The organism is Clostridium pacaense (assembly GCF_020709765.2).
GTDB lineage: Bacteria > Bacillota > Clostridia > Lachnospirales > Lachnospiraceae > Enterocloster > Enterocloster hominis.
The window spans coordinates 134,443-158,339 of record NZ_JAJFEB020000002.1 but is presented as its reverse complement, the minus strand read 5'-3'; the positions used below and the strand labels follow the sequence as shown (position 1 = coordinate 158,339).

Genomic DNA, 23,897 nt, shown 5'->3' with positions numbered 1-23,897 from the left:
GGCTGCAATGGAGGTAAAGGAGAGGTAAAGGATGGGAAGGGAAGTATTTGAAAGTTTCAGGCCCAGGCATGAAAGGTTGGTGTGCATTGACTCGGATGGCTGTGCATTTGACACCATGGAGATAAAGCATAAAGAGTGCTTCTGCCCGGCCATGATAAAGCATTGGGGGTTACAGCCCATATCCAAGTATGCAAGGATGGCCTGGGAGTTTGAGAACCTGTACTCAAAGGACAGGGGACTGTCACGTTTTATCACGCTGTACAGGTCCATTGAGTTATTAAAGGACTGGGATGAGGTCAGGGAGTATGACTTTGTGTTCCCGGACACAGAGGCTTTGGGCCGATGGCTCCGGGAGGCGCCTGCCGCCAACAATGCCGCGCTGGCAGGATCCGATGACCCTGTGCTTAAAAGGACCCTTGACTGGTCCCTGGAATCCAATGAGCGTATATCGGATATGGTTTACGGCATACCGCCGTTTCCACATGTGAGGGAGTCCATAGTAAGGCTCAGTCAGGATGCGGACATCATAGTGGTTTCAGCCACTGCCCGGGAAGCCCTTCAAAGGGAATGGGAGGAAAACGGCCTGCTGCCCTATGTGTCCATGATCTGTTCCCAGGACGAAGGCAGCAAGAAGGAATGCATCGGCCTGGTCAAGGACCACTACGGCCCGGACTGTGTGCTGATGATAGGGGATGCGCCCGGGGATATGAGGGCGGCCCATGACAACGGCGTGCTGTTTTACCCCATAAGGCCAGGGGATGAGATAAGCTCCTGGAAGGAGTTCAAGGAAAAATATATGGAAATGTTCCTGAACCGGACATACAGGTCCGGGAGCGAGGCAGGGCTGATAGAACGGTTTGATGAATGCCTGCCTGTTTTACCGCCATGGAAAGTTACACATTAGCAGATACAAGTGATGCACCATAAAACAAAATACCAAGGAGGGTTCATACTATGAAAAGAAAAGCAATTGTAGCGGCTGCGCTTGTGGCAGCGATGTCGGCAACACTCATTACAGGCTGCGGTAAATCCAAGGAGGCTGCATTTCCCGACCCGGAAAAGACCATCACCCTGATTGTTCCCCAGGGAGCGGGCGGCGGCACGGATACCCAGGCCCGCCAGCTTGTGGAAGCCATGAAGGAGGTTTCCGGCAACAACAATATCATAGTTGAAAATGTAACAGGCGGTTCCACCGGAACCGGGACCAACCAGGTCATTGATTCCGAGGCGGACGGATACACGCTGCTTATGTACGGGACCTATGTGATCTGCGGCACCATGACAGGCTATACGGATGGATTTAAGGAACTGGACTTCATAACAGGCCTTTCCATGGAGCCGTTCGTGCTGGCGGTTAACGCGGATTCACCGTACCAGACCCTGGATGACCTGGTTCAGGCCGCCAAGGCTGACAGCGGCAAGGTCACCCTGGGCAATGCAGGCGCCACCGCCACCACAGGCGTGGTTGCCTATGGACTGAACAATGCACTGGAATCCCCATTTAACGTTGTCTCATTTAACGGCGGTGCGGAGCTTATCCCCGCGGTACTGGGCGGACACTGCGACGCAGGTATATTCTCACAGTCAGAGGTACTTGCAAACATTGACGGGTTAAGGCCCCTGGTATTCTTTGGGGAAGGCCATTCCGTGCTGGCTGAGCTTGCGGATGTCCCCAATCTGGCAGATGCGGGTTATGGGGACCTTACCGTGCCGGGCGGCTGTTTCAGGGGTATCTGCGCGCCGAAGGGGACTCCGGACGAGGTAAAGACATATCTTGCCGACGTGCTTGAGAAAGCATACAATTCCGATTCCTTCCAGAACTGGCTGAAAGAACAGGGACTGCTGGGCGATTATTCAAAGCTTGGGGAGTTTGAGAAGTATAACGGGGAAATGGTTGAGTCCATGAAGCCCATCATCAAGGCAACCGGTCTGGCAAAAGGGGAATACGCTGAATAAGGCGGACCGCGTCCGAGTCTGATAGAATTGCGAAGGTGGATATATGAAACTGAACGTAAAATTAATGCCGGCTTTCATGACAGTGTTATCAGCCCTTTATTTTATATATGTACTGTCGGGCGGGGACACGACCCTGTCGGCAGATGCTGTCGGCGGGGATCCGGGAGGCAAGGTGCTTCCCCTGGCAATGGCGGTATTCATGTTTGCCGGATTCCTTTACATCACGCTCAAGGAGCGCCCGGATGGGCAGGGCATGGATCCGGGAACAAAAAAGCTTTTCATCACGACCCTTCTGCTGTCGGTCCTGTATGTGCTGTTGATCAGGCATATAGGCTTCATCCTCCTCTCGTCCGTGCTGCTGTACTGCCTGGAATATATCTATACGACCATTGACCAGGACAGGGATATGAAGCAGGCCGTCCTGGGAGGACTGGGAACCATGGGAATCACGGTGCTTGCATACCTTATCATGAGGACAATCACTAAAAGCCTTATGCACCTTGGAAGGATAGGCACGCTTCCCGGGATATTTACCGCATCAACCTTCCAGGCAATGATTTCCCTGGTGTATGTGGCGCTGTTCACCTTCGCTGCCGGCAGGACCCTGTGCAGGAGGCTGAAGGCAGGGGGTATGAAGCAGATTGCGGACCCGGGTCTTCTTACTTTGGCAACGGTACTCTTTTTATATGTTGTATTCAAACAGTTTTTCAGCGTGAATCTGGCTCCGGGCATATTGGACTTTTAGGAGGTAACTATGAGTGAATTTATTGCTGGGGTAGGGCTGGTTGCCCACCTTTCAACGTTCCTGTGGTGTGCGTTCGGAGCCGCCCTTGGCATTGTTCTCGGCGCCCTGCCGGGACTTACCGCAACCATGGGGATAGCCCTTGTCATCCCCATTTCCTACCAGTTAGATACTGCGACCGGCATTGGGCTGCTTCTGGCCGTGTACTGCGGCGCTGTGTGCGGAGCATCCATCCCCGCCATACTGTTAGGCATCCCGGGCAACCCCAATGCCATAGCCACCACGGAAGACGGACAGCTTATGACCAAGAAGGGGATGGCCGGACAGGCGCTGGGGGCCGCGGTCATTGCCTCCATGATCGGCGGTCTGGGTTCGGAGATATTCCTGATTTTCTTCAGCCCCCTTGTGGCGAAGATGACCCTGGCCTTCGGACCTGCTGAGAAATGCACCCTGGCCCTGGTGGGCATCGTGATCATTGCCGCGGTGTCCGGCGATGACATATTAAAGGGCCTGCTCATGGGCGCCCTGGGCTTTGTGTTCGCCTTCCTTGGGCCGGATCCCATGTCGGGGGCGCTGCGGATACCCTTTGTTTCCGTCCTTGGAAAGACGCCCTTTGCAAACGGCCTGGACATGACTTCCACGCTGATTGGACTTTATGGCGTCAGCCAGGTGTTCTCAGAGCTGGACAATTTCAGGAAACCGCAGAACAAGGAGATATGTACCAATATAGGGAAGATATTTCCGCCAATGAAAAAAATCCTGTCCATGTGGAAGATTATTTTCTCATCCCTTGGAATCGGCACCCTGATTGGCGCCATACCGGGAACCGGGGCCAGCATCGCGGTGTTCATGAGCCGCAATGCGGCATCCAATATATGTGAACACAGCAAGGGAAAGCTGGACATGCCCGGAACCGGGTGCATGGAAGGCGTGTTTGCCCCGGAGGTGGCCAATAACGCGGTTACCGGAGGCGCGCTGATTCCTGCATTAAGCCTTGGCATCCCCGGGGACTCTGCCACGGCAGTGCTTATCGGCGCCCTTATGATAAACGGGATTACGCCGGGATTTGCCCTGTTCTCCCAGAACATGCCCCTGGTTTATTCCATTTTCCTGACGCTTTTAATCTCAAACATATTCATGGGGGTGTTCCAGCTGGCAGGGGTCAGGTTTTATCCCAAAATCCTCCTTATCTCACAGCGTGTGCTGATGCCGGTGGTCCTGATACTTTCATTTTTAGGGCCGTATGCCCTGGCGGGCTCTTCTGTCTCAAAAGGCGTTTATTTCCTTGGAACCGCCCTGGTCATGGGACTGGCGGGATATGTCATGAAAAAGAACAAGTATCCGATTGCCCCGGTGGTGCTTGGGCTTATTCTCGGGAAAATGTTTGAAGAGCAGTTCAGGAGGGCCGTAAAGCTGGGCGGAGGGACATTTTCCAGATTTTATACGTCGCCTATCTGCTGGTTCTTCATCATACTGGTTGTGTGTATTGTAACGTCTGTGGTGCTTAAGAACAGAAAGAGCAGGGTGAACAATGCTTAAACTGATATTTTTAGGTGTAAATGGTTCCCTCCAGGATACGGACAGCGGCAATACCTCCCTTCTCGTCACGGGAAAGGAGGGAAGCCTGGCCGTGGACCTGTCATGTAACCTCGCGGCTGTGGTCAATGCCGGTGTGGACGCGGTAATCCTCACCCATGAGCATATTGACCATGTGTACGGACTTCCGTCCCTGCTGCATCAGATGTGGATTGCCGGGAGGGGGAAGGCCCTTGACATCCATGTGCCCCAGGGGCTGGAGCAGCTGGCGGACGGGCTGATTCATCTGTTCGGCTTAAGGGAAAAAAAGAACATGTTTGAAATCAGGCTGCGCACGGAACCTGTGTTTTGTGTGGGGACCATGAAGGTTACTACGTTTCCGACGGACCATACGGAGATGTCCATTGGGGTTGTCATAGAGGATGGCATGGAAGGCGGTGGGGGTAAGCTGGTCTATACCTGCGATACAAGGCCGCTTAGGGATATACCCTCATTCATGGAAGGCGCCCAGGTACTTATCCATGAGGCCTCCGGGCTTTCTAAGGATGAGGAGGCACTGTTGAGGAAGGGACATTCCAGCGGTGCGGACGCAGGAAAAATGGCCCGGGAGCTGGGTGTGGATAAGCTGTACATCTGTCATCTCCCCAGGGGAGAGGAAGCCAAGTCCCAGATCCTTCGTGAAGCGAAGATGGTGTTTGGGGAAAGTTTCATACCCGAGGTGCTTGGGGAGATTGCGGTCGGTGGGCGGGAAGGAAGGGTAAGAACAAATTTGCAAAGATTTGTCACAAATACAGATAATGATGCTATAGTCAAAAGTTAATGTCCGGTTTTATTATTAATCAGCAGACCCTGAATAGACAACCGGAGTATCATCTAAATAAAACAGATGGTACTCCGGGTTCAGACATCCCATATGATTGATTTTATGGGAGGGAATCTGTAGACTTCATTTCATATTAATAAATCAACCTTAAAAGGTAATGTAGTCTGTTGTAAAGCATAGTCATGCAGCAATTAAAATATACCATAATTATCATTGTATTTGCTTCTTCACCATGATGGAATATTTGTGTATAGTCGAACAGAAGTCAGAGGATAGTCTGGTGGTTTCCTTCGGAAATAATCGAAGGAGGAAATGTAGCATGAATACACTTGAAGTGTTGACATTAGAGCGTGTTTGAAAATTCATTCCCGCCGTCTGCCCTAAGGAATCCACCATAGGTACCCCCTTAGGACAAAGCACGCCCCACTTCGCGGTATATTTGGCCCCGATTCAGTCAGCGTAGCCCGCTACGCCTCCATCATCGGGACCAAATCTCCCACAAAGTGGGACGCACAGCCGACGGAAAGCAATTTTCAAACACGCTCTAGTGCTGGTAATTTTTACGGCGCTTGCTTACATAGATAATCATCAGAATAGAAAATAGCTATCCTCTACGGCCAATAGAGGATAGCTTGTAACTATAAATTACTCAGTTATCCGAAGCGCAATCATCAGACGGCTCAATGTCTTTTGATTACTTCTAAGTAAATTATACACGGAGGACTTGAATTTTTCAAGTCCTCTTTTTCAATTTTGTCAGCTGCTCCTTTCATGTCTGTTTCGTGATCTGCGTGTAGTTCCCTGTAAACTGACCTAAGCCTCACAAGTAATTATCCCATTCCCGAATATTCTGAGTTTGCTATTTTCTTGAACCAGTTTCCCCTATATTTCTTTATATTTCCCAAGTTCTTTTTGGTCTAAAACTTTGTAGTGTGGTAAGCGCTCAATGAACATTTGAATACCAAATGCGTACTATATCATTTCCGCTTCATTATCGCCCCCTCCATTCCTCCCTCTTTGCCGGATGCAGATTACCAATAAAACCAAATTGCACATTCAGCCGCATTTTGTTAATATGGTTTTAATGATGGTCAAAGATAATGGTTTAATTGGTTATAGAAAGTGAATATGGAGGGGAATGCTGACATATGAAGAAGACGATATCAGTCATAACATTAATTCCGAGATCCAGCCGGTTTTATGCGGAGCAGGTCCAGGCCCTGTTTGGGGAATGGGCGCAGGTCCATTCATACAGTACAGGGGACAGGTCCGTGGAGGGAATCGTGGAATCGGATCTGTATCTCCTGTCCACGGACGCCTTTGAGGATGCTGACGAGGCCAGGCGGTATGTCCCGCCGGACGGGCAGGTGGTGGAAATCCAGCTTACGTATCCCAAGGAGGTAATACAGGATCTGAAACGGATTCCAAGGGGGACCAGGGTCCTGTTTGTGAATGCCACCCGTCAGATGGCCAGGGAGGCAATCACCCAGCTGGAGCAGCTGGGGGTGAACCAGATTGGATTCGAGCCATATGGCCCTGATTCTCCTGTTCCGGAAGGCCTGGACATTGCCGTGACGCCGGATGAGGTTGGATTTGTGCCGCAGGGCATGAAGGAGATAATCAATATCGGGCACAGGCCGTGTACACCCGGCACCATGATAGAGGCAGCCATCCGCCTGGGCCTGGAAGGCCTGCTGGAGGAAAAACAGTTCCAGAATTATATGAAGACCATGGCGTCCGGCAACTACAGCTTTGATGAAATGTTTGCCAGGTCCAGGAAAATGGAGAGCCGTTTTGATATCCTCCTTGAGATACTGGATGAGGGGATGGTCGGGGTCAATGAAAAAGGTGAGGTATATGCCTGCAATCAGAAGGCCAAGGAAATTACAGGGGTTAACCGCAGCCTGATCATGGGCAGGATGGGAAGGGAGGTATTTCCTTATATTCCCTTTGATAAATGCATGAAGGCCAGGGCGCCTCTGGAACCAAGGCTTATCCGCATCGGTTCCGTGAATATCAACATGTCCCTGGTTCCTGTGCTGCGGCACGGGGAATGTATCGGGGCTTTTGCCACCCTGCAGCCATTTAATGAGCTGGAAAAACGGCAGAATGAACTGCGCAGCCAGCTGCTCCACAAGGGATACAGGGCCAAGTACCGGTTTGACGATGTGATTGGGGCATCCCCGTCCATCGGCAAGACAAAACAGATACTGCAGAAGATGGCGGTAACGGAATCCCCGGTGCTTCTGATTGGGGAGACTGGGACAGGAAAGGAACTGTTTGCCCATGCGGTCCATCTGGCATCCGGGCGCTGCGACGGCCCCTTTGTGGCAATCAATGTGGCTGCCATGCCTGAGAACCTGCTGGAAAGCGAACTGTTCGGATATGAGGAGGGCGCATTCACCGGGGCGCGCAAGGGCGGCCGGCCGGGATTGTTCGAATTTGCCCACAAGGGAACCTTGTTCCTGGATGAGGTGGAGGGAATGAGCCAGGCCATGCAGGTCAAGCTGCTCCGCGTCCTCCAGGAAAGGGAAATCATGCGCGTGGGCGGCAACCAGATCATCAATGTGGATGTGCGCATCGTGGCGGCGACCAATGAATCCTTGGAGGAGAAGGTGGAGGACGGAAGCTTCCGCCGGGATCTGTATTACAGGCTGAATGCGCTGCCTGCCCTGATTCCACCCCTGCGGGAGCGGGGAAATGATATCCTCCTGCTGATTGAAACCTTCCGGCAAAGGAGCGGGGGCCGCTTCATACTGTCGGACGAAGTGAGGGACCTGCTGCTCCATTACAGTTGGCCCGGAAATATAAGGGAACTTCAGAACGTGGTGGAATATCTGAGCTTTACGGGACAGGATGAGATTGGGGTGGAGGACCTGCCGCCCACTTTCATAAAGATTAAGGAAACGGACGGACGCCATGGCGTAGGAGGACTGCTGGGGGGACGGCTGGCGGAGAATGGGACTAAGTGGGGAAGGAATATGGCTGGCGCAGGAAGTCCGGCTGGTGGGAATCCAGTTCAGCAATACCCGGCCAGCGATTCTCCGGATACCCAATACGCAGGCACCCGGCACCCAGACGCACAACACCCAGACGCACAACACCCAGACGCGCAACACCCAGATGCGCAATACCCAGATGCACAACACCCAGATACACAACACCCGGATACCCATATCCCGGACGGCTTCTGGTTCGTGTTGGAACAGCTCTACCTTGCGTCGGAACAGGATGAACTGATTGGAAGGGAGCGCATCCTGAAAACCGCAAAATCCAGCCACATCCCCTTATCCCAAAAGGAAATACGGGACATACTGAATTACATGGCGCGCAATGGGATAGCTAAGGTAAGCAGGGGACGGGGAGGCAGCAGGATTACATTAATTGGTCGAAATAAGTGGGAACAATATAAAAGATTAACCAATTAATAAAAATAGACCATTTATTAGCGGACAGTGGAACGGAAATAAAGGAAAAATCCCGTCATAAAAGTTGGCATGAATTTTGCTTATATAAAATAATATAAATTTACTGCGATATAGCAGGGATTGGAAGGGTGAACATGAAATACAATTTTGACGAAATCATTGACCGCAGCCACAACAGGTCCGCCAAGTATGACGAAGCAGGTAAGAAATTCGGCTCCCAGGATGTGATTCCGCTGTGGATTGCGGACATGGACTTTAAGACGGCCCAGCCCGTGATTGACGCCTTAAAGGCCAGGGCAGAGGAAGGAATCTGGGGTTATACGTCCCGTCCGGATTCTTATTATGAGGCTGTATGCGGATGGCAGAAGCGCCATAACGGATGGGATATTGACAAGAGCATGATTAGTTTTAACCTGGGAGTGGTTCCCGCGCTGTCCTCCATGGTCTATGTGTTCACGGAGCCAGGGGACAAGGTGCTGATCCAGACGCCTGTGTACTCTGAATTTTACGATGTGACTGAGAGCTGGGGACGTGAAGTGGTGGAAAGCCCGCTGACAGAGCAGGACGGACGCTGGACCATTGATTTTAAGGACTTTGAGGAAAAGGCAAAGCAGGCAAGGATTTTCTTCCTATGCAGCCCACACAACCCCCTGGGCATTGTGTGGACAAGGGAAGAGCTTGAGAGGATGTGCAATATCTGTATTGCCAATGATGTGCTGATTGTTTCGGATGAGATCCATTCAGACCTGATTTTCCATGGTAAGAAGCATATTCCCACCGCCACCTTATCGCCTGAGATAGCAGCCCATGTAATCAGCTGCATTTCCGGCACCAAGACCTTTAACCTGGCAGGGCTTCAGGCATCGGCCACCATTTTCCCCAATCAGGAGTTAAAGGCACGGTTCGATAAGTTCTGGTTTAATCTGGATATACACCGTAACAATGCATTCAGCACCATTGCCATGGAAGTGGCGTTCAATGAAGGGGAAGAGTGGCTGGAGCAGCTGTTGGAGTATATCGGAGGGAATTTTGAATTCATAAAGGATTACTGCGCTGCCAATATCCCAGAGGTTAAGCCCAATGTGCCGGATGCAACCTATCTGGTATGGCTGGACTGCCGGGGCCTTGGCATGGGCAATGAGGAGTTAAGGAGTTTCATGATCCACAAAGCCGGCCTCGGACTGAATGAGGGGTGGTCCTTTGGCCGCAGTTTATCAGGCTTCATGCGTCTTAACGCGGCCTGCCCGCGTCCTGTGCTTGAAAAAGCCATGGAACAGCTGAAGCAGGCAGTAGACGCAAGAAATGCATAAAAGTAATGCATAAAACAATGGAGGTATAGTTATGACAAAAGAAAAGTCTAAAAAAGGGTTCATCGTCCGGGCATTGGATACAGTGGAACGTGTGGGAAACGGTCTGCCTAATCCAGCCACCATCTTCCTGATACTGACCGGCATCGTGATTGTGCTGTCAGCCATCTGCGCCGCTCTCGGCGTATCCGTAACATATGATTTCCTGGACAGCGCCAGCGGTGAGATCTCACAGAAGACAGTACAGGCAGTAAACCTTCTGGCTCCTGACAGCATCCGCCATATGGTAACCACGGTTGTGTCCAATTTCACCGGTTTCTTTGCTCTGGGTACCGTGTTCACCATCATGATTGGTGTGGGCGTTGCTGACGGGACCGGATTTATGTCCGCATTGCTGCGCAAGGTGGCTGCTTCCACGCCAAAGGCATTTGTGACAGCCGTGGTTGTATTCCTGGGCATCATGTCCAATATCGCTTCCTCCACCGGCTATGTCGTACTGGTTCCCCTTGGGGCCATCCTGTTCATGGCATTTGGACGCCACCCCATTGCCGGTCTTGCGGCTGCGTTTGCAGGCGTTTCCGGCGGCTGGAGCGCAAACCTGTTAATCGGTACCAACGACCCCATGTTTGCAGGCATGTCCACCCAGGCCGCACAGATGATTGATCCGGGGTACACGGTCCTTCCTGTCTGTAACTGGTATTTCATGATGGCTTCCACATTACTGATTACCGTTATCGGAACCATTGTCACGGATAAGCTGGTTGAACCGCGCCTTGCGCCTTATGTGCCGGATGCGTCTGAGGTTGTACAGGATATTGCTGAGAATGAGAAGCGCGGCATGCGCTGGGCCGGGATTACCGCCCTGGCATATGTGATTTTCATGGCTGTGCTGGTAGTTCCTTCCAACGGACTTTTAAGAAATCCTGAAACCCACGCATTCCTTACATCCCCATTCATGAGCGGAATCATTTTCTTCATGATGCTTCTGTTCCTGCTTCCCGGTCTTGCCTACGGTATCGGCGCCGGGACGGTTAAGAATGACAAGGACGTGGTTGCGCTGATGAACAAGACCATTGCAGGGCTTGCAAGCTTCATGGTGCTGATTTTCTTCGCGGCACAGTTTACGGCATGCTTTAACTATTCAAACCTGGGAACCATTATCTCCGTATCAGGTGCCAACTTCCTGCAGTCAGTTGGATTTGTAGGGCTTCCGCTGATCATCTGCTTCATTGTACTGACGGCGTTCATCAATATTTTCATTGCGGTTGACTCTGCAAAATGGGCTATCATGGCTCCGATTTTCGTTCCCATGTTCATGCGCCTGGGCCTGTCCCCGGAGCTGACACAGGTTGCTTACCGTATCGGCGATTCCAGCACCAATATCATCGCGCCGCTGATGCCTTTCTTCGTACTGACTGTTGCATTCTTCCAGAAGTATGATAAGAAGGCCGGGATCGGAAGCGTTATCTCCACCATGCTGCCCTATTCCCTGGCGTTCCTGATTGGATGGATCATCATGTTCTCCGTATGGTATCTGCTGGGCCTGCCCTTAGGACCTGGTTCACCCATGTTCTATTAATTGAATCGTATGAATTGATGCGCCGCCCGTCATGCGGCAATTCCATAAACACGGAATGCTTCCGGAGGCCGCCTGTTGGCCCACGGAAGCATTCCACATATAATAAACAGCCGATACAGGCGGTTTAAGATAAAGAGAGGGATATGCGTTATGAAACCAAAGGAAGGTAGAATAAAAGAACTGCTTCGGGAAAGGGGACTGGACGGGGCAATCGTCTCCTCGCCGGAGAATTTCCATTATGTCACAGGATTTGGGGGGCACCAGCACACGGTCTCAAGGCAGCCGGGTTTTACGCTGGCAGTCATGCGCTCGGACGATAAGGCGCCCACCCATATAACAACCATGGATTTTGAGGCTGCCACGTTCCGCATTAAGTCCGCGGGTCTTGGCTTTGTGGTCGACCCTTACGACACCTGGGTCGGATTAAAGACCTGGCCGGAAATCGCCCAGGGAGCAGTGCTTCCCGACAAGGCCAGGATGGAAAGTTCGGCAGACAGACTGGAGCAGTTTGTAAAGGAATGCGACCTGGCGGATAAACGGATTGGCGTTGAGATGGACTATCTCACGGTTCCGTACTATAATATGATTTGTGAGAAGTTCCCCGAAGCGCAGCTGGTGGATATCTCAGACCTGTTCGTGTATGCCAGGAGCATCAAGACAGAAGAAGAAATCCAGATGTTCCGGGAGCTCTGCCGCATTGCAGACCATGGATTTACCCAGGTCAGCAGGATGGCGGGAATCGGGGTATCGGAAAAGGAGATGTCCGACTGCTTCCGGGAGGATGTCATTAAGTCCGGATCCTGCGTGCCAAGCGCCTGGTCCATGTTTTCCACAGGCCCTTCGGGCGCACGTCTGACCCTTCCGGGCGATGGGATTGTCAAGGACGGTGATGTGGTCAAGTTTGACGCAGGGGTAAACGCGGAGTTTGATTTTTATACCACGGATACCTCCAGGGCATGGATCATCGGCAACGGGGACCCGGCCCTGATGAGGCTGAAGGACAGGCTGTATGAGGGACAGCGCAGGATGATTGCGGCTGCCAGGCCAGGCCTTCCGATGAATGAGCTGTACCACGCGGCTTATGACTATGTGAAGGAAATGTTCCCCTGCTACAGAAGGGGACACCAGGGCCATTCCATCAGTATGGGTCCGGCAACGGCAGAGGCGCCCTACATCAATGCCTCAGAGACAAGGCCCCTTGAAGCGGGCATGGTGCTTGCAATGGAGGTGCCCTGCTATATTGACGGCGTGAACGGATTCAACATCGAGGACATGGTACTGATTACTGAAAACGGATGCGAGGTACTGACACCCTGCACCCCACATTATTTGTAAGGGAGATGGATCATTGATGAAGGTTGTGATTGTAGGAGGTGTGGCCGGAGGCGCAGGAACCGCCGCAAGGCTTCGCAGGAACGATGAGACGGCGGAAATCATCATGCTGGAAAGAGGGGCATATATTTCCTATGCCAACTGCGGGCTGCCCTATTATATCGGCGGCGTGATTACGGACAAGGATGCCCTGCAGCTTCAGACCCCGGAGCGTTTCCATGCACGCTTTAACGTGGATGTGCGTGTAGACAGCCAGGTGGTATCCGTGGACACGGAGAAAAAGTGCGTGGTTGTAAGGCATGGGGAAGAAACCTATGAGGAAAGCTACGACAAGCTGGTGCTTTCGCCGGGAGCCGGACCTGTCCGTCCGGGTATTCCGGGGATGGGGGAGAACCATGTATTCACCCTGAGGAACATACCTGACACCTATGCGGTATATGACTTTGTGAAGGAACATAAGCCTGCCTCCTGCGCTGTCATCGGAGCCGGCTTCATCGGACTTGAGATGGCTGAGAACCTGGCTGAACAGGGCATCAGGGTATCGGTGGTGGAGGGGGCTGGTCATGTAATGCCTCCTATGGACATGGATATGGCCCATGCAGTACATAATTATATCCGGGCGCAGGGGATTGGACTCTATCTGGGACATACCTGCGCATCCATGGATAAGGACGGGGTCATCCTGGATAACGGCGCCAGGGTGCCGGCAGACATGGTAATCATGAGCATCGGGGTGCGCCCGGATACCGGATTCTTAAAGGACAGCGGCATTGAACTGGGAGCCAGAGGGGAAATCCTCGTGAACCAGTACATGGAAACCTCGGCGGAAGATGTTTACGCCCTTGGGGACGCAGTGTCCGTGGAGCATGTGGTCAGCGGACAGAAGGTGCTGATTCCCCTGGCATCCCCGGCCAATAAGCAGGGGCGCATCGTGGGCGACAACCTCTGCGGCAGAAAGACCGCCTATAAGGGAAGCCAGGGCACTTCGGTGATGAAGTTTTTTGATATGACCGTTGCAGTGACCGGGGAAAAGGAAGAATCCCTCATTGCCCAGGGAAGGCCCTACCGCAAGGTAATCACCACCTCCGCGTCCCAGGCAGGCTATTATCCGGGCGGGGACATGATGACCATCAAGACCCTGTTTGACCCTGGGACAGCCGTTATCCTGGGCGCGCAGATCGTGGGCGGGAAAGGCGTGGACAAGAGGATTGACGACCTGGCCAACGCGGTGCGCTTTCAGCTGACCGGATATGATTTACAGGAAATGGAACTGGCCTATGCGCCTCCATTTTCATCGGCCAAGGACCCTGTGAACATGGCGGGGTATGTTATCGGCAATGTGATGGAAGGCCTTATGAAGCCTTTCTATCTGGAAGACCTGGACAGCATTCCTGAAGATGCGGTCCGGCTGGACGTGCGCACCGAGGAGGAGTATGCCGGGGGGACCATCCCGGGCTTTATCAATATTCCTCTGGACAGCTTAAGGGAGCGCATGGGTGAACTGGATCTGACTAAGGACATATATATTACATGCCAGATTGGGCTGAGGGGTTATCTTGCCCAGAGGATCCTTGACCAGGCAGGGGCCAGGACATGGAACTTAAGCGGCGGATACCGGTTCTATGAGATGATGGCAAAGGATGAACAGTCCATGGCAGCCGCCATGACCATGTGCACGGAATGCGGTATGGAAGTAAATGCAAAATAAGATGTGAATTAACAGGGAATTTTGGATAAATTGAAGATTGACGCAGAATGTTGGTTGGGGTAGGCTTTTATAGATAACATTCTGCGTCATTTTTTTGTGGTAATATGGGTGCGCAGTGGGAAGAGGACGGTAAAAGGTACATGGAAAAGAGGAATCCGGGGGGATACATGTTTTCCAATGCAGACTTGAGGAGATTGATATTTCCGCTGATTGTGGAGCAGATCCTGGCTGTGTCAGTGGGGATGGTGGATACCATGATGGTATCAAGCGTGGGGGAAGCTGCCACCTCGGGCGTGTCCCTGGTGGATATGGTCAATACCCTGTTCATCAATATATTTGCAGCGGTGGCCACCGGAGGCGCCGTGGTGTCCTCCCAGTACCTGGGACAGAAGCGGCAGGACAGGGCCTGCCAGTCCGCGGACCAGCTGTTAATCATTACCGGGATACTTTCCCTGGCCATCATGGCGGTGTGCATCGTGTTCCGCAGAGGCTTCCTGTCACTGCTCTACAGCGGCGTGGCAGAGGATGTGATGAGGAATGCCAGGACTTATCTGGTAATATCAGCCATATCCTATCCGTTCCTGTCGGTTTATAATTCCTGCGCGGCCCTGTTCCGCTCCATGGGCAATTCAAAGATTTCCATGCAGGCGTCCATTGTCATGAATGTGATAAATGTCATAGGGGATTCTGTTTTCATATTCATCTTCCACTGGGGAGTGGCGGGAGCCGCCCTTGCATCCCTGATATCCCGGATGACCGCCTGCTTTATCCTGCTGCTGCGCCTGAGGAACAGAAACCTGGATATCTATATCGGGACCGGCCTTAAGATGAACCGGCGCATGGTCAGGCAGATCCTTCATATCGGGATCCCCAATGGGATTGAAAACAGCATCTTCCAACTGGGCCGTGTCCTGGTGGTGGGGATCATCGCCATGTTCGGCACCACCCAGATTGCCGCCAATGCCATTGCCAACAATCTGGACGGCATGGGCGTCCTTCCGGGGCAGGCCATGAGCCTGGAAATCATAACCGTGGTCGGACGCTGTGTGGGGGCGGGGGATTTTAAACAGGCGGATTATTATGCAAGGAAAATGATGAAGGCAACCTACCTTATCAGCGGCCTTTGCTGTATTGCCGTCATCCTGACCATGCCGTTCACACTGAAACTGTATGGGCTGTCCCAGGAGGCGCGGCGGCTGGGAGGCATCCTGGTGCTGATCCACAATGGATGCGCCATCCTGATCTGGCCGGCCTCCTTCTGCCTGGCGAATGTCCTGAGGGCTGCCAATGACGTGAAATTCCCCATGTGCGTGTCCATTGTATCCATGGTGGTGTTCCGTATCGGATTCAGCTTCCTGCTGGCGGCCGGACTGGGCATGGGCGCGGTGGGCGTGTGGTGGGCCATGATTGCCGACTGGGTTGTGCGGTCTTCTTTCTTTGCCTGGAGGTTTTTTGGCGGGAAGTGGAAGACGTTTTATGTCCGGGGCTAGGAGCGGATCCCCATCATGATAAATATCGGAGGTCCGGCATAAACTTTGGGTGAAAGGGGATAAAATAACTATACGTATTTTCCGGATTATGTTACTATAAGACATATATAAATGGATGGGAGATGACAGATCATGAAGGTAACATATATCCATCACAGCAGTTTTATGGCGGAACTGGAACATGCAGCGCTTCTGTTTGATTATTTTGAGGGGGAGATTCCTGCGGTGGAGGGGGACAAGCCGCTTTTCGTGTTCGCCAGCCACAGGCATGGGGACCATTTCTCCCGCTCTATCTTTGAATTGGCTGACAAAAGAAGGAATGTAACCTATGTCCTGTCGGATGATATCTGGACAAGGCAGGTGCCGGAAGAGCTTTTGGGAAGGACCACCTTCCTGGGGCCGGGCGAGGACACAAGGCTGTTGGACGGGGCAGGGGAGCCTCTGGACATCGAGGCATTTAAGTCCACGGACGAAGGGGTGGCATTCCTGGTTAAGGCGGAGGGGAAAGTCATTTACCATGCAGGGGATTTGAATAACTGGGTGTGGGAAGGCGAACCGGAGAAGGATAACCAGAGGATGAGCGAGCGGTATCATACGGAGCTTGCCAAGCTGGCCGGACGCCATATCGATGTGGCGTTCATGCTGATTGACCCCAGACAGGAAAAGGATTTTTATCTGGGCATGGATGATTTCATGCGCACGGTGGGTGCGGATGTGGTATTCCCCATGCATTTCTGGGGAGACTTTGAAGCGGCGTCCAGGTTCAAGGCCCTGCCATGTGCCAGGGACTATCAGGACAGGATACGGGAAATACACAAAAAGGGCGAGAGCTTTATTGTATAAGAAAGGAATTGGACTATGATATTGATTCGGAACGGGCGCGTCATAGGGCCTGCAGAAGGACTGGACATAAAGGCGGATGTGGTGCTGGATGGAGGAAAGATTGCTTGTATCATCCCGGCGGCAGGTCTTGGGAAGGACGGGAATGTGATTACTGGCAGTGCAGCCGCAGATAACGCAGTCGCGGACCATGCAGCCGCAGCCATTGCAACTGCAGATAGCGCAGCCGCGGACAGCGCAACCGTGGACCATGCAGCCTCGGACAGCCGCCGCTACACGCAGATTATAGACGCCGAAGGCATGATTGTAGCGCCTGGCCTGGTGGATGTGCATGTACATTTCCGGGACCCCGGGCTTACCTATAAGGAGGACATACACACAGGGGCAAAGGCGGCTGCAAAAGGCGGTTTTACCACAGTGGTCTGCATGGCCAACACAAAGCCCATTGTTGACAATAAGGAGACACTGGGTTACGTGCTGGAGGAGGGGAAGAAAACCGGAATCCATGTACTCAGCTGCGCCGCCGTGTCCATGGGCTTTAAGGGGCAGGAACTGACGGATATGGAAGGGCTGCTGGCAGCCGGCGCGGCCGGGTTCACGGACGATGGGATACCGCTGATGGACGGGGCATTTGTGCGCGCCGCCATGGAAGAAGCAGCGCGGTTGGATACCGTACTCAGCTTCCATGAGGAGGACAAGGCATTTATCAGGGAAAATGGAATCAACCATGGCAGGGTATCGGACAGGCTGGGCATCTATGGTTCCCCGGCGCTGGCAGAGGACTCCCTGGTTGCCAGGGACTGCATGATTGCCCTGGATACCGGGGCAACCGTGGATATCCAGCATATCAGCTCCGGCCATTCCGTGGAAATGGTCCGTCTGGCCAAGAAGCTGGGGGCTAAGGTATGGGCGGAGGTAACGCCCCATCATTTCACACTGACAGAGGATGCGGTGGAGGTACATGGGACATTGGCAAAAATGAATCCGCCCCTGAGGACGGAACAGGACAGGCAGATGCTCATAGAGGGCCTGAAGGACGGGACCATTGACATGATTGCAACCGACCATGCCCCTCACAGCAAAGAGGAGAAGGAACGTCTGCTGACAGAGGCGCCCAGCGGAATCCTGGGACTGGAGACAGCCCTTGCCCTGGGCATTACCAACCTGGTAAAGCCCGGCCACCTGACGATGTCACAGCTGATGGAAAAGATGAGCCTTAACCCCGCCAGGCTGTACAAGCTGGACTGCGGCTGCATGGAGCCGGGCGCACCCGCGGACCTTGTGATATTTGATGCCGGAAGGCAGTGGAAGGTGGAAGGATTTGAGTCTAAATCCTCCAACAGCCCGTTCCTTGGGGAAACGCTTACAGGTAAGGTCATGTATACAATATGCGGAGGAAAGGTTGTTTATGGAGATGGCGGAGATGGGGAGTAAAGCGCAGGACAGCCGTGGGAAAGCCGGAATGGGCAATGCTGAAAGGAAATATGACATCATACTCCTGGATGTGGACGGAACCCTTCTGGACTTTGGGCTTGCGGAGAAACTTGGTATGGCGGCGGTCCTGAGGGCATACGGGCTTGAACCTACCGGGGAGCGCCTTGCACTGTATCATGATATCAATGAGGGCTTATGGTCTGCCTTTGAACGCGGCGAGGTGACAAAGGACAGGCTGGTGTGGGAGAGGTTCCAGATTTTCTTTGGCAGGCTTGGAAAAGAAGTGGATGGCCATGAGGTGGAGGAATTATACCGCGGCCATCTGGACCGGTCAGCCTATCTTATCCCCGGGGCCATGGACATATGCAGATACCTGAAGGAGCGCTATGAGCTGTATGTGGTGACAAACGGCACCTCATCCACCCAGTATAAACGTCTGGCGGCTTCGGGCCTGGATGGTTTCATGAAGGATATCTTCGTGTCCGAGGACGCGGGAAGCCAGAAGCCCCAGAAGGAATATTTTGATTACTGCTTTTCCAGGATACCGGGGGCAAGGCCGGAGCGCATGCTGCTGGTGGGGGATTCCCTGCACTCTGATATCATGGGCGGCAATGCGGCCGGAACAGCCACCTGCTGGTATAATCCGCAGGGCAAGGCGGGCAGTCCGGACATCAAGGCAGATTATGAAATCAGGAACCTGGAAGAACTGAAGGATTTTTTATAGTGGATTGATGATGGGCTCCCCGGCATATCTTACGGAAATGGGATATGTCTGGGAGTCCATAAAAATCTCCTTTACATATTCACTTTAGTGTGCTAATATGATAGCGTGTAAAAAACACGGTATTAAGGAGGAGATTATTATGAAAAAGAAATTTATGAGCATAGCACTTGCATCCGTAATGGCATTATCCCTTGCAGGCTGCGGCGGTTCCGCTGGCGGGACAACCACGGCAGCGGACACAACCGCGGCAGCGCCTGCTGATACAACAGCCGAGGCGTCTTCAGAAGATACCACGGCGGCAGACAATACATCCGCAGAGGCTGCAGAAGCCACAGAGAGTGCCGGAGGAACACTGATTGTTGGATTTGACCAGGATTTCCCGCCCATGGGCTTTATTGGGGATGACGGTGAATTTACCGGATTTGACCTGGAACTGGCACAGGAAGTTGCAAAGCGTCTGGGACTTGAATACAAGCCGCAGCCGATTGCATGGGATGCCAAGGACATGGAATTAGAGGCAGGCAACATTGACTGTATCTGGAATGGTTTCACCATGACCGGACGTGAGGATGATTACGCATGGACCGATGCATATATGGCTAATACGCAGGTATTCGTAGTTGCCAAGGATTCCGGCATTGCAAGCCAGGCAGACCTGGCAGGCAAGGTAGTGGAGTGCCAGGTGGATTCCTCCGCCGAGGCGGCGCTGAAGGAAGTACCTGACCTGACGGCTACATTTAAGGACCTTCTGACAACCGCGGATTACAATACGGCTTTCATGGATCTGGAGCAGGGCGCGGTGGATGCCATTGCCATGGATGTGATTGTGGCCGGATACCAGATCCAGCAGAGGAATGCTGATTTCGTCATCCTGGATGATTCACTCTCAGCAGAGGAATACGGCGTGGGCTTTAAGAAAGACAATACGGAGTTAAGGGATAAAGTCCAGAAGACTTTGGAGGAAATGGCTGCTGACGGAACGCTTAAGAGCATTTCCGAGAAATGGTTTGGCGAGGACGTTACCACCATCGGCAAGTAAACAGCCGGTACATGGATGGCAGACAGAAAGAATGGATATGACATAAAGCCGCTGCGCAGGCGCACTGTCCGGGCTTCATAAGGCCCGGGCAGCAGCCTATTTGCCACAGCGGCTTTGCATGGTTTAAGAACAGATGTAAGATGATAAATGTTGAAGGCGGGTAACGGTTATGGGTAAAATGACAATCCAGCAGATGATTATACAGTTAGCAGGCGGCATGGGGACCAGCATACAGATATTCATGGTCACCCTTGTATTTTCCCTGCCTCTCGGGCTTGTGGTGGCCTTTGGACGTATGTCAAAGAATAAGTACCTCCAGGCCATTGTGAAGGTCTACATATCAATCATGAGAGGCACGCCCCTGATGCTGCAGCTGATGGTGGTGTATTTTGGCCCGTATTATCTGTTCGGACTCAAGATGGGCAGCGGATACCGCCTGTGGGCGGCATTTATCGGATTTGTCATCAATTATGCAGCGTACTTTGCGGAAATCTACAGAAGCGGGATCCAGTCCATGCCCGTGGGCCAGTACGAGGCGGCCCAGATCCTCGGCTACAGCAGGTTCCAGACCTTTTTCAAAATCATCCTGCCCCAGGTCATCAAACGGATTCTCCCATCGGTCACCAATGAGGTGATTACGCTGGTGAAGGACACCTCCCTGGCATTTACCCTCAGTGTGGCGGAAATGTTCTCCATTGCCAAGGGACTGGCTGCTTCCCAGACTAATATGATTCCATTTGTGGCAGCAGGACTGTTCTACTACATTTTCAACCTGGTGGTTGCCGTGGGAATGGAATGGGTGGAGAAGAAGCTGAATTATTACCAGTAAGGCAGGAGGAATGTGGATTATGAAGCTGTTAGAGTTAAATCATGTGGAAAAGTCATTCGGTGACTTATCTGTTATCAAGGATATTTCAATGAGCGTGGAGGAAGGGGAAATCGTATCAATCATCGGTCCCTCCGGATCCGGTAAATCCACCCTGCTGCGCTGTGCCACCATGCTGGAAACCATGGACAGCGGCGAGGTGGTATATCTTGGGAAGAAAGCGGCCTTTACCGGCCCTGACGGGAAAGCGGTTTATGCGCCTAAGAAGGAACTGAAGGAGATTCAGGGACAGTACGGCCTGGTATTCCAGAATTTCAACCTGTTTCCCCATTACAGCGTGCTGAAGAATATCATAGATGCGCCTATCCATGTACAGAAGCGCGAAAAGGACCAGGTTATCCGGGAAGCCAGGGAACTCCTTAAGAAGATGGGGCTGGAGGACAAGGAAAATGCCTACCCCTGCCAGCTTTCAGGCGGCCAGTGCCAGCGCGTGGCCATTGCAAGGGCATTGGCCCTCAACCCCCAGATCCTGTTCTTTGACGAGCCTACTTCGGCTCTGGATCCGGAACTGACAGGCGAGGTCCTGAAGGTCATTAAGTCGCTGGCCGACCTGCACATTGCCATGGTAATCGTCACCCATGAGATGGCGTTTGCAAAGGACATATCGGACCGGGTCATCTTCATGGCCGGAGGCGTGATTGTGGAACAGGGAACGCCGGAGCAGGTGTTTGCGTCGGATAATGAGAGGACGCAGAACTTTTTGGGGAGGTATGGGGCTATGTTGCAGTAGGTACGTCCGTGAAGCGGGCCAGGGCAGACGGCGGCGGATGGAACGCTGGGTTCCGGAGGGGCAGCTTCTAGGATTCCGGCAACAGGAAAGACGGGGGACCGGTGCTATTCGCTGAGAAATCCTGAAGGACTTTCTCAGCTCATAGCACCTTGGATTCTTGCTTTGATGCAAGAATCCACCCCCGTCTTTCCTGCCGCCGGAACCCAAGAAGCTGCACCCTCCTCCACTATGCGTTCCATCCGCCGCCGTCTGCCCTGGCCCGCTTCACGGACTGGGGATTTCCGGCCGTAAGGGATATGAACTACCGATTGGAGGGTGGACTGGATGGCTTTGTGGATGGATTAACTTTCTAATAGCCCCATGCCTTCTAATATTTCGGCGGCGGCTTCGGCATCCGTATCCGCAACATAAATATCTGCTCCGGCCTTGGAGTTTCCGCCATAGATGTTCATGATCCCGCCGTTTCCAAGGTCTTTTTTGTAGGAGGGGATGTTGCTGTTCTTTAGGGTGGAGATAATCATTTCTGCTTGGATGCTGTCCTGGGCAGTGAATAGTTTGATTGCTTCGTGTTTCATGGTAATACCTCCGTGTTGTGGGTGGAATCTGTGATGTTGTCTTTGCTAGGTTGATAATTGCATTATACCATGAATCCTGCGGCTTTTTATATGTTTGCTGTTATTTACTTGTCGTTATTTGCTTGTCGTTATTTGCTTGCTGTTATTTGTGTTACTGCTGCTTGCTTTTCAGTACTGTTCTGATTTGATTTCCCAACTGATTGTTTGATATGGTATGCTTTGATTTCTTGTCTTAATGTTTTGTCTTAATGTTTTGCCTTGATATTTTGCTTTAATGTTTTGTCTTAATGTTTTGTCTTAATGTTTTATCTTAATTTCTTATCTTACTTTCCTGACCTGTTTTTTTGTTGAATCTCCTGTTTTATATCTGTTAATCCGTCTCTTGTTTCCTTTAACCCATCCCCTTGCCAAGCCGCCTCATATACCTGACAAAATAAATATGTGTAATGATCGTTGTCAGCACGTTGGATATGGCTTCTGCCATGTATATTCCCCAGACTCCTATGAGGTGGGGGAGGATGAGGGCCAGGGGGAGCAGGAGGAGGAGCTTGCGCATGATTCCGAATATGAAGGAATACCAGGTGTTCCCAAGGGCTACGAAGGCATTTTGGTTCACCATCTGCAGTCCAAGTACGATGACCGTGCAGAACATGATGCGCATGGTGATGGTGGTGAGGCGGATCAGCTCTGCGTCGCTGGTGAACATGCGGCAGATCTGAGCCGGGAAGGCTACCAGGCAGAACCACATAAGTGCGGCACAGCCAATGCTCAGGATTCTGGCGTAGTGTATGGTTTCCTTGATCCTGCCATGGTTCCCGGCTCCCAGGTTGTAGCTGAGGATTGGCTGGGCGCCTGTGATGATGCCGATCAGGGGCATGAAGAATACCTGGCTGATGCTGGTCAGGAGGGCCATGGAGGCAATGTGCAGGTTGCTTTTGTCCCCGCCGTAACGGATTAACAGCCAGTTCAGGACAATGACCACAATGCTTTCATTTACACGGAAGGTAAATGGGGACAGGCCCAGTGCGCACATGGGGCGGACGATATGGCCTTTAAGCTTCATGCCGTTGAATGTAAGGCGCAGGGTAGCCCTTTTGGAGCAGAGGAAACACAGGACCCACAGGGCGGATACCAGCTGTGACAGTACGGTGGCAATGGCGGCTCCTCCAATCCCCATGTCCAGCACATAGATGAATATGGGGTCCAGGATTATGTTTAAAAATGCTCCTATGACAATGGTAAAGGTGCCTATGCCTGTGAATCCCTGGGCATTGATGAATGGATTCATTCCCATGGACAGTTCCACGAATACGGTGCCCATCATGTAAATCCTGAGGTAATCCCTTGCATAGGGCAGGGTGGCGCTGTCAGCTCCGAATGCCTTTAACATGGGAGTCAAAAATGCGGTACACACTGCCATGAGAAGGATTCCGATACCGACCAGCAGTACAAAGGCATTGGAGAGGTAGCGGCGGCCCTTTTCCATATCGCCGCTGCCCATGGCGATGGATGCAAGAGGGGCACCGCCCATGCCTGGGATGCAGCTGAATGCCGCTGTTATCATGATGATGGGAAATGTGATGCCAATGCCCCCAAGGGCCATGGTCCCTACCCCGGGCATATGGCCGATATACATCCGGTCCACAATGCTGTACAGGGCATTGACCAGCTGGGCAATGGTGATGGGGATGGTAAGCCTGATTAAAAGGGGCAGGATTTTGGCACCGGCCAGCTGGCTGTTCATATCTTGTCTGGATGATTTCATGTG

19 protein-coding genes and 2 pseudogenes are annotated in these 23,897 nt (G+C 52.4%); 18 read left to right on the top strand and 3 right to left on the bottom strand.

The window, feature by feature from the left end:
• The first annotated feature begins 31 nt into the window (after positions 1 to 31).
• From LK536_RS34285 to LK536_RS34260, 6 genes and pseudogenes are all read left to right on the top strand, one after another.
• Entirely contained in the window at positions 32 to 904 is an 873-nt protein-coding gene (locus LK536_RS34285) for an HAD family hydrolase (protein ID WP_008723861.1), read from the top strand.
• Positions 905 to 954: 50 nt separating this feature from the next.
• Positions 955 to 1,956, top strand: a complete 1,002-nt coding sequence (locus LK536_RS34280) for a Bug family tripartite tricarboxylate transporter substrate binding protein (protein WP_227794581.1) — start codon at positions 955 to 957, stop codon at positions 1,954 to 1,956.
• 43 nt (positions 1,957 to 1,999) lie between these two features.
• Positions 2,000 to 2,701: a tripartite tricarboxylate transporter TctB family protein gene (locus LK536_RS34275; protein WP_025484335.1), complete on the top strand. Its 702-nt coding sequence runs from the start codon at positions 2,000 to 2,002 to the stop codon at positions 2,699 to 2,701.
• A gap of 9 nt (positions 2,702 to 2,710) precedes the next feature.
• A complete protein-coding gene (locus tag LK536_RS34270; RefSeq protein ID WP_227794580.1) occupies positions 2,711 to 4,237 on the top strand; it encodes a tripartite tricarboxylate transporter permease in 1,527 nt (508 codons plus the stop codon).
• A complete protein-coding gene (locus tag LK536_RS34265) occupies positions 4,230 to 5,054 on the top strand; it encodes an MBL fold metallo-hydrolase (RefSeq protein WP_227794579.1) in 825 nt (274 codons plus the stop codon). Before LK536_RS34270 ends, LK536_RS34265 begins: the two co-directional genes overlap by 8 nt.
• Before the next feature lie 390 nt (positions 5,055 to 5,444).
• Positions 5,445 to 5,549, top strand: a pseudogene (locus LK536_RS34260) (DUF6783 domain-containing protein); the annotation flags it as partial.
• Here LK536_RS34260 and LK536_RS34255 read toward each other — a convergent pair.
• Positions 5,550 to 5,594: pseudogene (locus tag LK536_RS34255) on the bottom strand (DUF6783 domain-containing protein); the annotation flags it as partial.
• 611 nt (positions 5,595 to 6,205) lie between these two features.
• Here LK536_RS34255 and LK536_RS34250 point away from each other — a divergent pair.
• The 12 genes from LK536_RS34250 to LK536_RS34195 all read left to right on the top strand — a co-directional run bounded on the left by LK536_RS34250 (position 6,206) and on the right by LK536_RS34195 (position 21,554).
• A complete protein-coding gene (locus tag LK536_RS34250; RefSeq protein ID WP_227794578.1) occupies positions 6,206 to 8,485 on the top strand; it encodes a sigma-54 interaction domain-containing protein in 2,280 nt (759 codons plus the stop codon).
• A 134-nt stretch (positions 8,486 to 8,619) separates the two neighbouring features.
• Positions 8,620 to 9,795 carry a MalY/PatB family protein gene (locus tag LK536_RS34245; protein WP_227794577.1) on the top strand — a complete coding sequence of 392 codons (1,176 nt, stop codon included), beginning with the start codon at positions 8,620 to 8,622 and terminating at the stop codon, positions 9,793 to 9,795.
• A 31-nt stretch (positions 9,796 to 9,826) separates the two neighbouring features.
• The gene (locus LK536_RS34240; protein ID WP_008723873.1) at positions 9,827 to 11,371 is read left to right on the top strand and encodes an AbgT family transporter; all 1,545 of its coding nucleotides are present in this window, start codon (positions 9,827 to 9,829) and stop codon (positions 11,369 to 11,371) included.
• Between the two features lie 150 nt (positions 11,372 to 11,521).
• Positions 11,522 to 12,706 carry a M24 family metallopeptidase gene (locus LK536_RS34235; protein ID WP_227794576.1) on the top strand — a complete coding sequence of 395 codons (1,185 nt, stop codon included), beginning with the start codon at positions 11,522 to 11,524 and terminating at the stop codon, positions 12,704 to 12,706.
• Between the two features lie 16 nt (positions 12,707 to 12,722).
• A complete protein-coding gene (locus LK536_RS34230) occupies positions 12,723 to 14,411 on the top strand; it encodes an FAD-dependent oxidoreductase (protein WP_227794575.1) in 1,689 nt (562 codons plus the stop codon).
• A 167-nt stretch (positions 14,412 to 14,578) separates the two neighbouring features.
• Entirely contained in the window at positions 14,579 to 15,901 is a 1,323-nt protein-coding gene (locus LK536_RS34225; RefSeq protein ID WP_227794768.1) for an MATE family efflux transporter, read from the top strand.
• A 132-nt stretch (positions 15,902 to 16,033) separates the two neighbouring features.
• Positions 16,034 to 16,744, top strand: coding sequence for an MBL fold metallo-hydrolase (locus LK536_RS34220; RefSeq protein WP_227794574.1), 711 nt, complete (start codon positions 16,034 to 16,036; stop codon positions 16,742 to 16,744).
• A 15-nt stretch (positions 16,745 to 16,759) separates the two neighbouring features.
• Complete coding sequence (locus LK536_RS34215) at positions 16,760 to 18,175, top strand: dihydroorotase (protein WP_227794573.1); 1,416 nt, start codon at positions 16,760 to 16,762, stop codon at positions 18,173 to 18,175.
• Positions 18,165 to 18,899 (top strand): YjjG family noncanonical pyrimidine nucleotidase, encoded by a 735-nt coding sequence (locus tag LK536_RS34210; protein WP_331472001.1) that lies wholly within the window; start codon positions 18,165 to 18,167, stop codon positions 18,897 to 18,899. The genes LK536_RS34215 and LK536_RS34210 overlap by 11 nt, the downstream gene beginning before the upstream one ends.
• Positions 18,900 to 19,038: 139 nt before the next feature.
• On the top strand, positions 19,039 to 19,938 hold the full coding sequence (locus tag LK536_RS34205) for an amino acid ABC transporter substrate-binding protein (RefSeq protein ID WP_008723885.1): 900 nt from the start codon (positions 19,039 to 19,041) through the stop codon (positions 19,936 to 19,938).
• 178 nt (positions 19,939 to 20,116) lie between these two features.
• Complete coding sequence (locus LK536_RS34200; RefSeq protein ID WP_474911830.1) at positions 20,117 to 20,767, top strand: amino acid ABC transporter permease; 651 nt, start codon at positions 20,117 to 20,119, stop codon at positions 20,765 to 20,767.
• A 19-nt stretch (positions 20,768 to 20,786) separates the two neighbouring features.
• Positions 20,787 to 21,554 (top strand): amino acid ABC transporter ATP-binding protein, encoded by a 768-nt coding sequence (locus LK536_RS34195; protein ID WP_040382070.1) that lies wholly within the window; start codon positions 20,787 to 20,789, stop codon positions 21,552 to 21,554.
• A gap of 341 nt (positions 21,555 to 21,895) precedes the next feature.
• Here the strand turns inward: LK536_RS34195 and LK536_RS34190 are convergent, their stop codons facing one another.
• Both LK536_RS34190 and LK536_RS34185 read right to left on the bottom strand, forming a co-directional pair.
• Positions 21,896 to 22,129: a putative signal transducing protein gene (locus tag LK536_RS34190; RefSeq protein ID WP_227794572.1), complete on the bottom strand. Its 234-nt coding sequence runs from the start codon at positions 22,127 to 22,129 to the stop codon at positions 21,896 to 21,898.
• Between the two features lie 391 nt (positions 22,130 to 22,520).
• Positions 22,521 to 23,894, bottom strand: a complete 1,374-nt coding sequence (locus LK536_RS34185) for an MATE family efflux transporter (protein WP_227794571.1) — start codon at positions 23,892 to 23,894, stop codon at positions 22,521 to 22,523.
• Positions 23,895 to 23,897: the final 3 nt, after the last annotated feature.

Excerpts from the sequence above, each read along its gene's own strand:
- LK536_RS34225 (WP_227794768.1), top strand. The coding sequence starts at position 14,579 with ATGTTTTCCAATGCAGACTTGAGGAGATTGATATTTCCGCTGATTGTG.
- LK536_RS34270 (WP_227794580.1), top strand. The coding sequence starts at position 2,711 with ATGAGTGAATTTATTGCTGGGGTAGGGCTGGTTGCCCACCTTTCAACG.
- LK536_RS34215 (WP_227794573.1), top strand. The coding sequence starts at position 16,760 with ATGATATTGATTCGGAACGGGCGCGTCATAGGGCCTGCAGAAGGACTG.
- LK536_RS34220 (WP_227794574.1), top strand. The coding sequence starts at position 16,034 with ATGAAGGTAACATATATCCATCACAGCAGTTTTATGGCGGAACTGGAA.
- LK536_RS34205 (WP_008723885.1), top strand. The coding sequence starts at position 19,039 with ATGAAAAAGAAATTTATGAGCATAGCACTTGCATCCGTAATGGCATTA.
- LK536_RS34190 (WP_227794572.1), bottom strand. The coding sequence starts at position 22,129 with ATGAAACACGAAGCAATCAAACTATTCACTGCCCAGGACAGCATCCAA.
- LK536_RS34195 (WP_040382070.1), top strand. The coding sequence starts at position 20,787 with ATGAAGCTGTTAGAGTTAAATCATGTGGAAAAGTCATTCGGTGACTTA.
- LK536_RS34185 (WP_227794571.1), bottom strand. The coding sequence starts at position 23,894 with ATGAAATCATCCAGACAAGATATGAACAGCCAGCTGGCCGGTGCCAAA.
- LK536_RS34265 (WP_227794579.1), top strand. The coding sequence starts at position 4,230 with ATGCTTAAACTGATATTTTTAGGTGTAAATGGTTCCCTCCAGGATACG.
- LK536_RS34200 (WP_474911830.1), top strand. The coding sequence starts at position 20,117 with ATGACAATCCAGCAGATGATTATACAGTTAGCAGGCGGCATGGGGACC.
- LK536_RS34275 (WP_025484335.1), top strand. The coding sequence starts at position 2,000 with ATGAAACTGAACGTAAAATTAATGCCGGCTTTCATGACAGTGTTATCA.
- LK536_RS34240 (WP_008723873.1), top strand. The coding sequence starts at position 9,827 with ATGACAAAAGAAAAGTCTAAAAAAGGGTTCATCGTCCGGGCATTGGAT.
- LK536_RS34250 (WP_227794578.1), top strand. The coding sequence starts at position 6,206 with ATGAAGAAGACGATATCAGTCATAACATTAATTCCGAGATCCAGCCGG.
- LK536_RS34245 (WP_227794577.1), top strand. The coding sequence starts at position 8,620 with ATGAAATACAATTTTGACGAAATCATTGACCGCAGCCACAACAGGTCC.
- LK536_RS34280 (WP_227794581.1), top strand. The coding sequence starts at position 955 with ATGAAAAGAAAAGCAATTGTAGCGGCTGCGCTTGTGGCAGCGATGTCG.
- LK536_RS34210 (WP_331472001.1), top strand. The coding sequence starts at position 18,165 with ATGGGGAGTAAAGCGCAGGACAGCCGTGGGAAAGCCGGAATGGGCAAT.
- LK536_RS34230 (WP_227794575.1), top strand. The coding sequence starts at position 12,723 with ATGAAGGTTGTGATTGTAGGAGGTGTGGCCGGAGGCGCAGGAACCGCC.
- LK536_RS34285 (WP_008723861.1), top strand. The coding sequence starts at position 32 with ATGGGAAGGGAAGTATTTGAAAGTTTCAGGCCCAGGCATGAAAGGTTG.
- LK536_RS34235 (WP_227794576.1), top strand. The coding sequence starts at position 11,522 with ATGAAACCAAAGGAAGGTAGAATAAAAGAACTGCTTCGGGAAAGGGGA.